Raw genomic sequence first — 12,021 nt, forward strand, 5'->3', positions numbered from 1 at the left:
AGTCGGTACTAGCAGACAAACAAGGAAATCACCACATGACCGATAACGTCGCCAATGAAGAATACGTAGCGCGCATCAAAGAACTGTACGCTTCAGTACGTCAATGGGTGATGCCTTTATCGCTGAAGGTGGAAGAGCGAAACCGGACGATACAAGAACAGGGATTCCCTTCCTACACCGCCCCCGAACTCTCCATTGCAACAGGCTCATCTGGCAAGAACGTGTGTCTGGTCCCGGTCGGACACAACTTGCTTGGGGCGCATGGAAGAGTTGATCTGATCGGACCGGTTGACACCGCCAAACTGACATTTTTCAGAGGCAAGGGTCCGACGATCACTCACAAAATTCATCATGGAGAGCCGCTAGAAGAACGGACCGTGAAGATGATCTCAGGGATAGAAGGGGATGGCTGGTATTGGGTGGACATTCGCACGAACATCAAAGCGCAACGTTTGGATGAGCAACTGTTTCGCTCACTTTTGGAAGACGTCTCTGGATATGGCGACACCTGAAAATCTCAAGCGGGTCTACGAAACCTACCAAACGTCGCGTGAGAGTCTTCGCGTGACTCGCCGTCTGGTGACGAACCAGCAGTCTCGTTTCCTGAAGCGAACTGCGCTGGAAGATTTGTCTGCGGCGCAAGCGCAGGATGCGCTGGCAGTAAGCAGTCAACAGTTGGATGATCTTGCCGTGCTGGCGATGTGGGCGACCTTTGAGCGCTTCGTTTTCGACGTCATCCAAACCCGCGTGAAGCTTGTCGATGCCGAGAAACCGGGCTCTTCATTCCTGCATGCCTTCGAGCGACGATTTTTTGATGAAATCGAACGATGGCAGTTCGGCAAAGTGCTGGATCTGTTCAAGGAGTCCACCTCTGGCGATCTCATCGGTCAAGCCAAACAAATCAAGCAGTATCGCGACTGGGTCGCTCACCAAAATCCGAAGAGCACTCCACCCACGCGCGTTGAGCCTTACAGCGCCTTCTCCATCCTGTCTGAATTGATGATGGTGATCTCAAAACCCGAGTTGGAGTAAATGCGCCTGAGTGCATGATGCAGCTCAGCCAATCCTGAGCCGCATCTTGGGATGGCAAACAGCGGCCGATTATTTGAGGCTCAACACCCACTTCACCAACTGATGCGCTTCCGCCTCGGTCACCTGGCCCTTGTTGGCCGGCATGGCCACTGCGCCCCATGCGCCGCTGCCGCCTTCGAGCACCTTCTTGACCAGCTTGGCTTCGGCATCCTTCTGGCCGGCATACCTCTTGGCCACTTCCTTGTAGGCGGGGCCGACGATCTTGGCATCCACCGAGTGGCAGGCCATGCAATTCTTGGATTTGGCCAACTGCTCATTGGCCATGGCTTGGGCCGACAGGGCCGATCCGGCCATCAGGGTGGCGATCAACAACAGGGTTTTCATTAGGGCTCCTCAGCAAGCGGTGAACGGACTGGCCTGCGGCAGCATTCTCTAGGCGCTTCACAGGCGGGGCTATTCTACCCGGCTTGGGCGCATGCCCTCTATACGCCCTGGCGACTATCTGTCATAGATCAAATTCCATAATGGAAATATCTCCCCTTCACCGCCTTGTCGCTCCTGCGGGCCGGGGATATCATGGACGCCCGACTCATTCGGATCCGCTATCAGTCCATGTCCGACCATCCCCGCCTGGAATTGCGCCAGCTGCGCTACTTTGCCGCCGTCGCCGAAGAGAAACACTTCGGCCGCGCCGCCGCGCGCCTGCACATGACCCAGCCGCCGCTGTCGCAGACCATCGCCGCGCTGGAAGAACAACTGGGCACGCCACTGTTCCAGCGCACCAAGCGCAGCGTGGCGCTCACGCCGGCCGGCCAGGCCTTGCTGCCGGAGGTGCAGCGCATCCTGCAACAGGCGGCCGCCCTGCCCGACCTGGCCCGGCGCGCGGCCAGCGGGGCTTCCGGACTTTTGTCACTTTCCTTCATTTCCAGCGCCGACTACAGCATCCTGCCCCCGCTCCTGCAGCGCTTCCGGGCGCGATATCCGCAAGTGCAGATCGAATTGCGCGAAGCCACTACCGACGTCCAGCTGGAAGACCTGATGCAGGGCAAGATCGACGCCGGCCTGCTGCTGCCGCCGCTGCCCGAAAAAGCCGCCGCGCTGCTGGACGTGCGGCCGGTGCTGTCGGAGCCGCTGATCGCGGCGCTGCCCGAAGGCGCGGTCAGGAAGCGTGGGCCGGTTTCCTTGAAGAGCCTGCGCGAACTGCCGCTGATCATCTTCCCGCGCCGCATTGCACCGGCCTTCCATGACACCATCCTGTCGTGCTTCCGCGATGCCGGCGTGACACCCCACATCGGCCAGGAAGCGATCCAGATGCAGACCATCGTCGGCCTGGTCTCGGCTGGCATGGGAATGGCGCTTGTGCCACAATCCGTGTCGAATCTGAAACGCCCGGGCGTGGACTACCGCCGGCTCTCGGATGCGGCACCGGAGATCCAGACCGGCCTGGCCTGGCGCCGTGACAACCCTTCAGGTGTCCTGCGCGCGTTGCTGGACCAGCTGGAGACGCCCACCTGATCCCATCTTGCGGGAATCATTCTGGCGAACTTGCGCAGGCTGCCGCGCTCCAACCGCCGTTCCGCCCAACAACAGAAAGATCAAACTCATGCTCGTCCATCCCATGCCCGACCCGATCGCCATCCACATCGGGCCGCTGGCCGTCCACTGGTACGGCCTCATGTACCTGCTGGCCTTTGTCCAATTCATCGCGCTGGGACGCCTGCGCATCAAGCAACCGCACATCGCCGCCGTCGGCTGGAAGAAGGAGGACCTGGATGACATGCTCTTCTATGGCGTGCTCGGGGTGGTGCTGGGGGGGCGGCTGGGCGAGATCCTGTTCTACAACCCGGCGTATTACTTTGCGCATCCGGCCGACATGATCGCGGTGTGGAAGGGCGGCATGTCCTTCCATGGCGGCTTCCTCGGGGTGCTGCTGGCGATGTACCTGTGGGGCCGCAAGCGCGGGCGCAACCTGATGGACATCATGGACTTCATCGCGCCGCTGGTACCGCTGGGCTATGCCGCTGGCCGCCTGGGCAACTTCATCAATGCCGAACTGCCGGGCCGTCCGGCCGATCCCTCGCTGCCCTGGGCCATGATCTGGCCCAACGTGGACAACATCCCGCGCCATCCTTCGCCGATTTATCAGATGCTGGTCGATGGCATTCTGCTGTTCATCATCCTGTGGATCTTCGCGCGCCATGCCCGTCCGCGCATGGCGGTGGCGGCGATGTTCTCGCTGCTGTATGGCTGCGCGCGCTTCTTCACCGAGTATTTCCGCGTGCCGGATTACGAGGTGCATTTTGGCGGCATCACCATCTCGGCCGGGCAGATGCTGTCGGTGCCGATGATCGTGCTGGGGATTATCCTGCTGGTGCTGGCTTACAAGTTGAAGCAGCAGGCGCAGGGGCCGGTTGTGCCGGCAGTGACGGCCAAGGAATAAAAAGTAAAAGCAGGCAAAGGAAAAGGGCGGGTAGCGAGTCAATCGCTCCCGCCCTTTTTCTTGAAATGGTAAGGACTGCCGAACCCAATATCTTCCACGTTGATCAAAACGCTACTCCAACTCCATTTCAATTTTAGCCGCCATGAAAGGCCCCATTTTCAAGATCGCGTTTGCGATAGCCGCCACCGCTGCACTATCGCCCTTTATTGGCATCGAGCGAGTCGTCGGAGATCACGAGATGGGCGTCACTTGGGAACCGTTCATCAAGCATCGACCTTCTCTGCAATTTCGCTTCTTCAATCCAGTCCAGACAGGACTCGATTTCATTCCGATGAATCAGCTTTCGCCCCCTGAGCGCGCCGCGTTCAAACTTTATTGTGAAGTGCGTTTTGGCGAAACGGATGCAGGAATGTGCTACACCAAGCTTAGGGAACGACTAGTCTAAAACGTGGCAAATTGATCTGCTTCCAGCATGCCAAACAAAAAGCCTCGGCTGCTCACCGAGGCTTTCTGGATCTGCCAGACGGTATCGGGATTATCGATACCGTCCTTCTTTCAGGCTGTGGACAACTCAACCCTTCTTCAACGCAGCCGCCGCCTTGGCAATCTCGGTGATCTTGTCCCAATCACCGGCCTCGATGGCGGCCTTCGGGGTCAGCCAGGAGCCGCCCACGCAGACAACGTTCTTGCATGCCAGGAACTGTGGCGCGGTCTCTTGCGTGATACCACCGGTCGGGCAGAACGACACATCGGCCAGCGGACCGGCGATGCCGTTGAGCATGCCCACGCCACCAGCCGGCACGGCCGGGAACAGCTTCAGCTGACGGAAGCCCGCTTCGCGCGCCGCCATCACTTCCGAAGGCGTCATCACACCCGGCAGCAGCGGCAGGCCGCTGCGCTTGGCCGCTTCGATCAGCGCAGGCGTCAGGCCCGGCGAGACGCCGAAGACCGCGCCCGCATCGCGTGATGCCGTGAACTCGTCGGGCGAGGTCAGCGTACCCACGCCGACGATGGCGTCCGGCACCGACTCGGCAATGGCGCGGATGGCCGGCAGGCCATGCTCGGTGCGCAGGGTGATTTCCAGCACGCGGATTCCGCCTGCCACCAGCGCGCGCGCCAGCGGCACGGCGTGTTCGAACTTGTCGATGGCGATCACCGGGATGACCGGCGAGGCGCGCATGATTTCCAGTGTGGTCTTCATACCGTGACTTTCTCTTTCTCAAAAATCGGCGGCAGGCCGAAGGTGGCGCCGCCCTCTTCTGCGGTTCCCACCGCGTTGCGGAACAGGCTGAACAATTCGCGGCCCATGCCGTGCTGATTGCCCGACAGGTCGCTGCTGTCCTGGCCGCGTGCATCCCATTCGGCGGCCTCGACCTTGGCTTGCAGCGTACCCGCATCAGCGTCCAGGCGGATGACGTCACCGGTGCGAACGCGGCCCAGCGGGCCACCGCCCAGCACTTCCGGCGTGACGTGGATCGCGGCCGGTACTTTACCCGATGCACCCGACATGCGGCCATCGGTCACCAGCGCCACGTGACGGCCCTTGTCCTGCAGGATGCCCAGCGCCGGGGTCAGAGAATGCAGCTCGGGCATGCCGTTGGCGCGCGGGCCCTGGAAGGTGATCACGGCCACGAAGTCGCGGTCCAGCTCGCCGGCCTTGAAGGCGGCCATGAAGGCTTCCTGCGAATGGAACACGATGGCCGGTGCTTCCACCACACGGTGCTCGGGCTTGACCGCCGAGATCTTGATGACGGCACGGCCGAGGTTGCCCTGCAGCAGCTTCAAGCCACCATCGGCCGCAAACGGCTTGGCCACGGTGCCCAGCACGCCTTCGTCGCCGCTTTGGGCGGGCGCATCGTGCCAGGTGACGATGCCGGGACGGCCATTCTCGCCTTCGGCGGCCAGCATCGGTTCCTTGCAGTGCTGGCGCAGGCCCTGGCCGAGGATGGTGGTCACGTCGTCATGCATCAGCCCGGCATCGATCAGCTCGCGCAGCACGAAGCCGGTACCACCGGCCGCATGGAAGTGGTTCACGTCGGCCGTGCCGTTGGGGTAGATCTTGGTGATCAGCGGCACCACGGCCGAGAGCTTGTCGAAGTCGTCCCAGTCGATCACGATGCCGGCCGCCTTGGCGATGGCCACCAGGTGCAGGGTGTGATTGGTGGAACCACCGGTGGCGTGCAGCGCGACGATGGCGTTGACGATGGCCTTCTCGTCGATCATGCGGCCCACCGGGGTGTATTGCGAACCGAGGTCGGTGATCTTGGCTGCCTGCTTGGCTGCAGCGGCCGTGAGCGCATCGCGCAGCGGGGTGTTGGGGGTGATGAAGGCCGCGCCCGGCAGGTGCAGGCCCATGGCTTCCATGAGCATCTGGTTGCTGTTGGCGGTGCCATAGAAGGTGCAGGTGCCGGCGCCGTGATAGGACTTGGATTCTGCTTCCAGCAACTCGGCGCGGCCGATCTTGCCGGCCGTGTAGAGCTGGCGGATCTTTACCTTGTCGCTGTTGCTCATGCCGCTGGTCATCGGACCGGCCGGAACGAACACGGCAGGAAGATGGCCGAAGTGCAGCGCACCGATCAACAGGCCTGGCACGATCTTGTCGCACACGCCCAGATACAGCGCCGCATCGAACATGTTGTGCGACAGCGCGATGGCGGTAGCCATGGCGATGGCGTCGCGCGAGAACAGCGACAGTTCCATGCCGGTCTGGCCTTGCGTGACACCATCGCACATGGCCGGGGTGCCGCCGGCGAATTGCGCCACGGCACCGGCTTCACGCGCGGCTTCTTTCAGTATCTGGGGAAAACGCTCGAAGGGCTGGTGCGCCGAGAGCATGTCGTTGTAAGCCGAAACGATGGCCAGCGACGGTGCCTTGTCCTCCTTCAGCTTCAGCTTGTCATTGGCGGGGAAGGCGGCGAAGCCGTGGGCCAGGTTCGTGCAGGCCAGCGCGCCGCGCTGCGCGCCCTTGCGGCGAGCCGCTTCCAGGCGTTCGAGATAAGCGGTCCGGTAAGGACGGCTACGTTCGGCGATGCGTTGGGTGACGCTGGCTAAGGTAGCGTTGAGAGGCATTGTCGGTTTCCTGTTAGCGTTAACACTGTAATTTTACTACACAATTTTGGCCGAATGAAATCATACACTTAGAGTGCTGCAGCAGGCCAGTCCTGCAAGCCTTTTCATTGCTAACGAACATTCTGCTCCAAAACCCTTATCACTTCGGACCGGGAAGCTCATCGTGACGATGCCGCGCAGCAATGTAACGGGGGCGTCATAAACTGTAGTGAAACTACCACTTTGACGCCATTTGATGTATAGTCGTCTGCGTTGTCCCGAGAACATGCCCACGGCCGGCCTCGTTGCTCCTGCCGGGCCACGACAGCCAACCGACCTCCAACTCATGCATACCATCGCCCTGACCGACACGGCCGCCTTCAAGGCATTGCAAGCCCATCACGCCACGGCAGTTCAATGGCACCTGCGCGACCTGTTCGCCCAACAGCCAGACCGTTTCGAGCGCATGCACGTGCGTGCTGCCGGGCTGCTGCTGGATTATTCCAAGAACCGCCTCAACGCCGATACGCTGGACCTGCTGCTGAGCCTGGCGCGCGAGCGCGGTGTGGAAGAGCTGCGCGAGGCCATGTTCCGCGGCGAGAAGATCAACTTTACCGAACAACGCGCAGTCCTGCACACCGCCCTGCGCGCACCGGCCGATGCCTGCGACGCCCAAGTGGACGGACAGCCGGTGGCCCAGGAGGTTCACGCCGTCTTGCAGCACATCCGCGCCTTCTCCGAGCGCGTGCGCAGCGGCGCCTGGCGCGGCTATACCGGGCGCGAGATCACCGATATCGTCAACATCGGCATCGGCGGTTCCTTCCTCGGTCCGCAGATGGTCTGTACGGCGCTGCGCGATTATCGCCATGCACGGCTGACGGCGCACTTCGTCTCCAACGTCGATGGGCACGATCTCGATGAGGTGCTCTCGCGCATCGATCCCGAGACCACGCTCTTCATCGTCGCCTCCAAGACCTTCACCACCCAGGAAACCATGCTCAACGCCAAATCGGCGCGTGCGTGGTTCTTGCAGCATGGCAAGCCGGACGACCTGGCCAGGCATTTCGTGGCCGTCTCGACCAATGCGAAGGAAGTGGCCGCCTTCGGCATCGATACCGAGAACATGTTCCCCTTCTGGGATTGGGTCGGCGGCCGCTATTCGGTATGGTCAGCCATCGGTCTGCCGGTGGCCCTGCTGGTCGGCTACGAGAACTTCGCGCAATTCCTGGCCGGCGCCCACGCCATGGACCGCCATTTCCGCGAGGCACCGCTGGCCTCGAACATGCCGGTGATCCAGGCCCTGGTGGGCATCTGGAACCGCAACTTCCTCGACAGCGGCTCGCTGACCATCGCGCCCTATCACCAATGGCTGCGCTTCTTCCCGGCCTATCTGCAACAGCTGGACATGGAGAGCAACGGCAAGCGCATCACCCGCGACGGCACGCCCGTGGCCGTAGAGACCTGCCCGGCCATCTGGGGCGATGTCGGTACCAACGGCCAGCACGCCTATTTCCAGTTGCTGCATCAGGGCACGGACATCACGCCCATCGATTTCATTGCAGTACTGAAACCTTCGCACGGCATTGCCGAGCACCAGGAAGCGCTGCTGGCCAACTGCTTCGCGCAGTCCGAAGCCTTCATGCGCGGCAAGGGTGCCGACGAAGTGCGCGCCGACCTGCAAGCCCAGGGCTTGCCCGAAGCGGAACTCGCGGCGCTGATCCCGCACAAAACCTTCGACGGCAACCGTCCCAGCAATACCCTGCTGCTGCCTGAACTGAGCCCGCATGCGCTGGGCGCGATGATTGCGCTCTACGAGCACAAGACCTTCGTGCAAGGCGCGATCTGGGGCATCAACAGTTTCGACCAGTGGGGCGTGGAACTGGGCAAGGTCCTGGCCAAGACCATCCTGGCCGAACTGAAGTCCGACACCGCACCGGATGCCGCACGGCACGACGCCTCCACCAGCGCCCTGATCGCCCTGGCGCGCCAGGCATCCGGCAAGGCGCAGCAAGGCTAGCAACCACGTAGCTCCAACCAGCTACTTCACGCACAAGAGACAACACACACCATGGCTACTTCTGATTTCGATCTGGTTTTATTCGGCGGCACCGGCGACCTGTCGATGCGCAAGCTGCTGCCCGCGCTGTATGCCCGCGAACGCGCGCGCGACCTGCCGGCCGATGCACGCATCATCTGCCTGGGCCGCGATGAAAAATCCCGCGAGGATTTCCTGAAGCTGGTGGAAAAGGATTCCAAGCCCCACGTGTCGGCCTCCAACATGGATGCCACCGTCTGGGACCGCTTCACCAATCGTCTGCAATATGCCTCCGTCAATGCCAGGGAAGCCGACAGCTTCAGCCATCTGAAGGAAGTCCTGCGCAACGTCGACGGCCTGGCCCGCGTGTTCTACCTGGCCACGCCGCCGAGCCTGTTCGCCTCCATCTGCGAGAACCTGTCCAAGGCCGGACTGGTCACACCGACCTCGCGCGTGGTGCTGGAAAAACCGCTGGGCCGCGACCTGGAAAGCGCCCGCAACATCAACGCGCAGGTGGGCCGCTTCTTCCAGGAATCGCAGATCTTCCGTATCGACCACTACCTCGGCAAGGAAGCCGTGCAGAACCTGCTGGCGCTGCGCTTCGGCAATGTCCTGTTCGAGCCGCTGTGGCGCCGTGAATGGATTTCCGACGTGCAGATCACCATCGCCGAAGAGCTCGGCGTGGGTGGCCGCTTCGATTACTACGACACCTCCGGCGCCCTGCGCGACATGCTGCAGAACCACCTGCTGCAACTGCTCTGTATCGTGGCCATGGAGCCGCCCGTGTCCAACTCGGCCGATGCCGTGCGTGACGAAAAACTGAAAGTGCTGCGTTCGCTCAAGCGCTTTAGCCCGACCACGCTGGCCATGAACGTGGTGCGCGGCCAGTACCGCGCCGGTCACGTCGATGGCGTGGCCGTGCCGGGCTACCGCAAGGAAGCCGATGCCAATCCCGATTCGCGCACCGAGACCTATGTGGCCGTGAAGGCCGAAATCGATACCTGGCGCTGGGCCGGCGTGCCCTTCTACCTGCGCACCGGCAAGCGCATGGCCGATTCGCTGGCCGAGATCGTGGTGCGCTTCAAGAGCGTGCCGCACTCCATCTTCGCGCATCAGAACGACACCCCCAACTGCCTGGTGATCCGCCTGCAGCCCGACGAAGGCCTGCACATGAACCTGATGGCCAAGCAGCCCGGCGATGGCATGCGCCTGCGCCCGGTGGAACTGGAACTGGACTTCCGCGAGAAATTCAAGACCCCGCGCATGGACGCCTACGAGCGCCTGCTGCTGGACGTGCTGCGCGGCCACCTGACCCTGTTCATGCGCAGCGACGAGCTGGAAGCCGCCTGGGAATGGGTGGAACCGATCCTGAACTACTGGGACCAGCAGGAAGCCGACCCCGTGCCCTACAACGCCGGCACCTGGGGACCAGCGGCAGCCAGCGCCCTGATCGGCCGCGATGGCCTGCAGTGGCGCGAAGAAGCGCTGCCCGAGGTCTGAGGTAGCGCACAGCATCACCAGGTCCACGTCATGTCCATGCTGCTCGACTCCATCCGCACCCACATCAACTCCCTCTCCAAGTCGGAGAAGAAGGTGGCGGCCACCATCCTCGCCAATCCGCAGCTGGCGCTGGCGGAGAACCTGACGGCCCTGGCCAAGAATGCGGAAGTCTCGGAACCGACCGTGATCCGATTCTGCCGCGCCATCGGTTACGAGGGCTGGCACGACTTTAAATTGAAACTCGCGCAGAGCCTGGCGCTGGCCCTGCCTGGCGCCGACGAGACACTGGCCCAGGATGACCTGGCCGCCGATCTGGTCAACAAGATCTGCAGCCGTTCCATCAATACCCTGCTGGATCTGCGCAACCACCTGAACCCGGATGCCATCCAGCTGGCGCTGGACGTGCTGGCGCGCGCCAACAAGATCGAGTTCTACGGCCAGGGCACCTCCGGCATCGTGGCCAACGATGCCCAGCACAAGTTCTTCCGCTCGGGTGTGCCCACCGTCGCCTATTCCGACCCGCACATCCACAGCATCGCAGCCTCGCTGTTGAAAGCGGGCGACTGTGTGGTGGCGATCTCGCAGCGTGGCGGCAACGCAGCGCTGCTGCGCTCGATCCAGCTGGCGCGCAAGGGCGGCGCCGACATCATCGTGCTGGGGCCGTCCGGCACCCCCCTGGCCGAATTGGCCACCGTGCTGGTGCCCATCGACCTGTCCTTCAACATCGACCCCTATACACCGATCTCGGCGCGCCTGGCGCACCTGGTGGTGATCGATATCCTGGCGGTGGGCCTGGCCTTGCGGCGCGGACCGGAATTCCGCAAGAAGATGCAGAACGCCCAGAAGTCGCTGCAGAAATTCGACATGCAATTCGACTCCTTCTTCCGTTGAAAGGACTGCGACGGATCAAGGATCAGCCATTGACCGACAGACAGCGCAGCATCCCTGCGTACAATGCGGCTGTCCCTTTCATTCTCTTTAGCAACAGGACTTTCCATGAGCCAGCTTGACCAGTTGAAGCAGTACACCACCATCGTGGCCGATACCGGCGACTTCCAGGCGATGAAAGCCTTCGCCCCGCAGGATGCCACCACCAATCCCTCGCTGATCCTCAAAGCCGTGCAGAAGGCCGAATACAAGCCGCTGCTGGAATCGGTGGTCAAGGCCCACGCCGGCAAGAGCACCGATGAGATCATCGACCGCCTGCTGATCGCCTTCGGCCTGGAAATCCTGAAGCTCATCCCGGGGCGTGTCTCCACCGAGACCGATGCGCGCCTGTCCTTCGATACCGCAGGGACGGTCGCCAAGGGCCGCGAGCTGATCCGCCTGTACGAAGAGGCCGGCATCGCCCGCGAGCGCGTGTTGATCAAGATCGCTTCCACCTGGGAAGGCATCCGTGCCGCCGAGATCCTCGAAAAGGACGGCATCCGCTGCAACCTGACCCTGCTGTTCTCGCTGCCGCAGGCCATCGCCTGCGCCGAAGCCCGCGTCCAGCTGATCTCGCCTTTCGTCGGCCGCATCTATGACTGGTACAAGAAGTCCACCGGACAGGAATACACCGGCAGCGAGGATCCGGGCGTGCAATCGGTCAAGTCGGTCTACAACTACTACCGCAAGTTCGGCTACGCCACCGAAGTGATGGGCGCGAGCTTCCGCAATACCTCGCAGATCGTGGAACTGGCCGGCTGCGACCTGCTGACCATCAGCCCCGACCTGCTGCAAAAGCTGGCCGACACCGATGCACCGGTCGAACGCAAGCTGAGCAAGGAAGCCGCCGATGCCGCCGATATCGAACGCATCTCGCTGGACGAAAAGGCCTTCCGACTGGCCCTCAACGCCGATGCCATGGCCACCGAGAAGCTGGCCGAAGGCATTCGCCAGTTCGCCGCCGATGCGGTGAAGCTGGAGCAGATCGTCGACGCATTGCGTTGAGCCAGGCATAGTCACAGCAAGCTCAATGCAGAAA

At 62.2% G+C, this 12,021-nt stretch carries 12 protein-coding genes; 9 read left to right on the forward strand and 3 right to left on the reverse strand.

What is annotated here, in order from left to right; all coding sequences use genetic code 11:
- Nucleotides 1–35: 35 nt before the first annotated feature.
- Both ACVC5H_RS20555 and ACVC5H_RS20560 read left to right on the forward strand, forming a co-directional pair.
- Nucleotides 36–512 carry a hypothetical protein gene (locus ACVC5H_RS20555; protein ID WP_489619585.1) on the forward strand — a complete coding sequence of 159 codons (477 nt, stop codon included), beginning with the start codon at nt 36–38 and terminating at the stop codon, nt 510–512.
- A complete protein-coding gene (locus ACVC5H_RS20560) occupies nt 499–1,032 on the forward strand; it encodes a hypothetical protein (RefSeq protein ID WP_489619586.1) in 534 nt (177 codons plus the stop codon). Before ACVC5H_RS20555 ends, ACVC5H_RS20560 begins: the two co-directional genes overlap by 14 nt.
- Before the next feature lie 69 nt (nt 1,033–1,101).
- On the opposite strand, the gene ACVC5H_RS20565 is transcribed toward ACVC5H_RS20560, so the two are convergent.
- A complete protein-coding gene (locus ACVC5H_RS20565; protein WP_489619587.1) occupies nt 1,102–1,416 on the reverse strand; it encodes a c-type cytochrome in 315 nt (104 codons plus the stop codon).
- 228 nt (nt 1,417–1,644) lie between these two features.
- Between ACVC5H_RS20565 and ACVC5H_RS20570 the strand changes: the two genes are divergently transcribed.
- From ACVC5H_RS20570 to ACVC5H_RS20580, 3 genes are all read left to right on the forward strand, one after another.
- Nucleotides 1,645–2,547: a LysR family transcriptional regulator gene (locus tag ACVC5H_RS20570; protein WP_489619588.1), complete on the forward strand. Its 903-nt coding sequence runs from the start codon at nt 1,645–1,647 to the stop codon at nt 2,545–2,547.
- Nucleotides 2,548–2,635: 88 nt separating this feature from the next.
- The gene (lgt, locus tag ACVC5H_RS20575) at nt 2,636–3,472 is read left to right on the forward strand and encodes a prolipoprotein diacylglyceryl transferase (protein ID WP_489619589.1); all 837 of its coding nucleotides are present in this window, start codon (nt 2,636–2,638) and stop codon (nt 3,470–3,472) included.
- Nucleotides 3,473–3,614: 142 nt separating this feature from the next.
- Nucleotides 3,615–3,917: a hypothetical protein gene (locus ACVC5H_RS20580; protein ID WP_489619590.1), complete on the forward strand. Its 303-nt coding sequence runs from the start codon at nt 3,615–3,617 to the stop codon at nt 3,915–3,917.
- Between the two features lie 126 nt (nt 3,918–4,043).
- Here ACVC5H_RS20580 and ACVC5H_RS20585 read toward each other — a convergent pair whose 3' ends face one another.
- Together ACVC5H_RS20585 and edd are read right to left on the reverse strand one after the other, a co-directional pair.
- On the reverse strand, nt 4,044–4,673 hold the full coding sequence (locus ACVC5H_RS20585; RefSeq protein ID WP_489619591.1) for a bifunctional 4-hydroxy-2-oxoglutarate aldolase/2-dehydro-3-deoxy-phosphogluconate aldolase: 630 nt from the start codon (nt 4,671–4,673) through the stop codon (nt 4,044–4,046).
- The gene (gene edd / locus ACVC5H_RS20590) at nt 4,670–6,541 is read right to left on the reverse strand and encodes a phosphogluconate dehydratase (RefSeq protein ID WP_489619592.1); all 1,872 of its coding nucleotides are present in this window, start codon (nt 6,539–6,541) and stop codon (nt 4,670–4,672) included. Before edd ends, ACVC5H_RS20585 begins: the two co-directional genes overlap by 4 nt.
- A 325-nt stretch (nt 6,542–6,866) precedes the next feature.
- On the opposite strand from edd, the gene pgi reads away from it, so the two are divergent.
- The 4 genes from pgi to tal all read left to right on the forward strand — a co-directional run bounded on the left by pgi (nt 6,867) and on the right by tal (nt 11,987).
- Nucleotides 6,867–8,537 (forward strand): glucose-6-phosphate isomerase, encoded by a 1,671-nt coding sequence (gene pgi, locus ACVC5H_RS20595; protein ID WP_489619593.1) that lies wholly within the window; start codon nt 6,867–6,869, stop codon nt 8,535–8,537.
- A 51-nt stretch (nt 8,538–8,588) separates the two neighbouring features.
- Nucleotides 8,589–10,055: a glucose-6-phosphate dehydrogenase gene (gene zwf / locus ACVC5H_RS20600; RefSeq protein WP_489619594.1), complete on the forward strand. Its 1,467-nt coding sequence runs from the start codon at nt 8,589–8,591 to the stop codon at nt 10,053–10,055.
- A gap of 36 nt (nt 10,056–10,091) precedes the next feature.
- On the forward strand, nt 10,092–10,946 hold the full coding sequence (locus ACVC5H_RS20605) for an SIS domain-containing protein (RefSeq protein WP_034310514.1): 855 nt from the start codon (nt 10,092–10,094) through the stop codon (nt 10,944–10,946).
- A gap of 105 nt (nt 10,947–11,051) precedes the next feature.
- The gene (tal, locus tag ACVC5H_RS20610) at nt 11,052–11,987 is read left to right on the forward strand and encodes a transaldolase (RefSeq protein ID WP_489619595.1); all 936 of its coding nucleotides are present in this window, start codon (nt 11,052–11,054) and stop codon (nt 11,985–11,987) included.
- The last annotated feature ends 34 nt before the right edge of the window (nt 11,988–12,021 follow it).

It is taken from the genome of Herbaspirillum sp. Her3 (assembly GCF_057961275.1).

What these genes read in the sequence shown, in the direction of transcription:
- ACVC5H_RS20555 (WP_489619585.1), top strand. Translation starts at nt 36, where the DNA reads ATGACCGATAACGTCGCCAATGAAGAATACGTAGCGCGCATCAAAGAA.
- ACVC5H_RS20560 (WP_489619586.1), top strand. Translation starts at nt 499, where the DNA reads ATGGCGACACCTGAAAATCTCAAGCGGGTCTACGAAACCTACCAAACG.
- ACVC5H_RS20565 (WP_489619587.1), bottom strand. Translation starts at nt 1,416, where the DNA reads ATGAAAACCCTGTTGTTGATCGCCACCCTGATGGCCGGATCGGCCCTG.
- ACVC5H_RS20570 (WP_489619588.1), top strand. Translation starts at nt 1,645, where the DNA reads ATGTCCGACCATCCCCGCCTGGAATTGCGCCAGCTGCGCTACTTTGCC.
- lgt (WP_489619589.1), top strand. Translation starts at nt 2,636, where the DNA reads ATGCTCGTCCATCCCATGCCCGACCCGATCGCCATCCACATCGGGCCG.
- ACVC5H_RS20580 (WP_489619590.1), top strand. Translation starts at nt 3,615, where the DNA reads ATGAAAGGCCCCATTTTCAAGATCGCGTTTGCGATAGCCGCCACCGCT.
- ACVC5H_RS20585 (WP_489619591.1), bottom strand. Translation starts at nt 4,673, where the DNA reads ATGAAGACCACACTGGAAATCATGCGCGCCTCGCCGGTCATCCCGGTG.
- edd (WP_489619592.1), bottom strand. Translation starts at nt 6,541, where the DNA reads ATGCCTCTCAACGCTACCTTAGCCAGCGTCACCCAACGCATCGCCGAA.
- pgi (WP_489619593.1), top strand. Translation starts at nt 6,867, where the DNA reads ATGCATACCATCGCCCTGACCGACACGGCCGCCTTCAAGGCATTGCAA.
- zwf (WP_489619594.1), top strand. Translation starts at nt 8,589, where the DNA reads ATGGCTACTTCTGATTTCGATCTGGTTTTATTCGGCGGCACCGGCGAC.
- ACVC5H_RS20605 (WP_034310514.1), top strand. Translation starts at nt 10,092, where the DNA reads ATGCTGCTCGACTCCATCCGCACCCACATCAACTCCCTCTCCAAGTCG.
- tal (WP_489619595.1), top strand. Translation starts at nt 11,052, where the DNA reads ATGAGCCAGCTTGACCAGTTGAAGCAGTACACCACCATCGTGGCCGAT.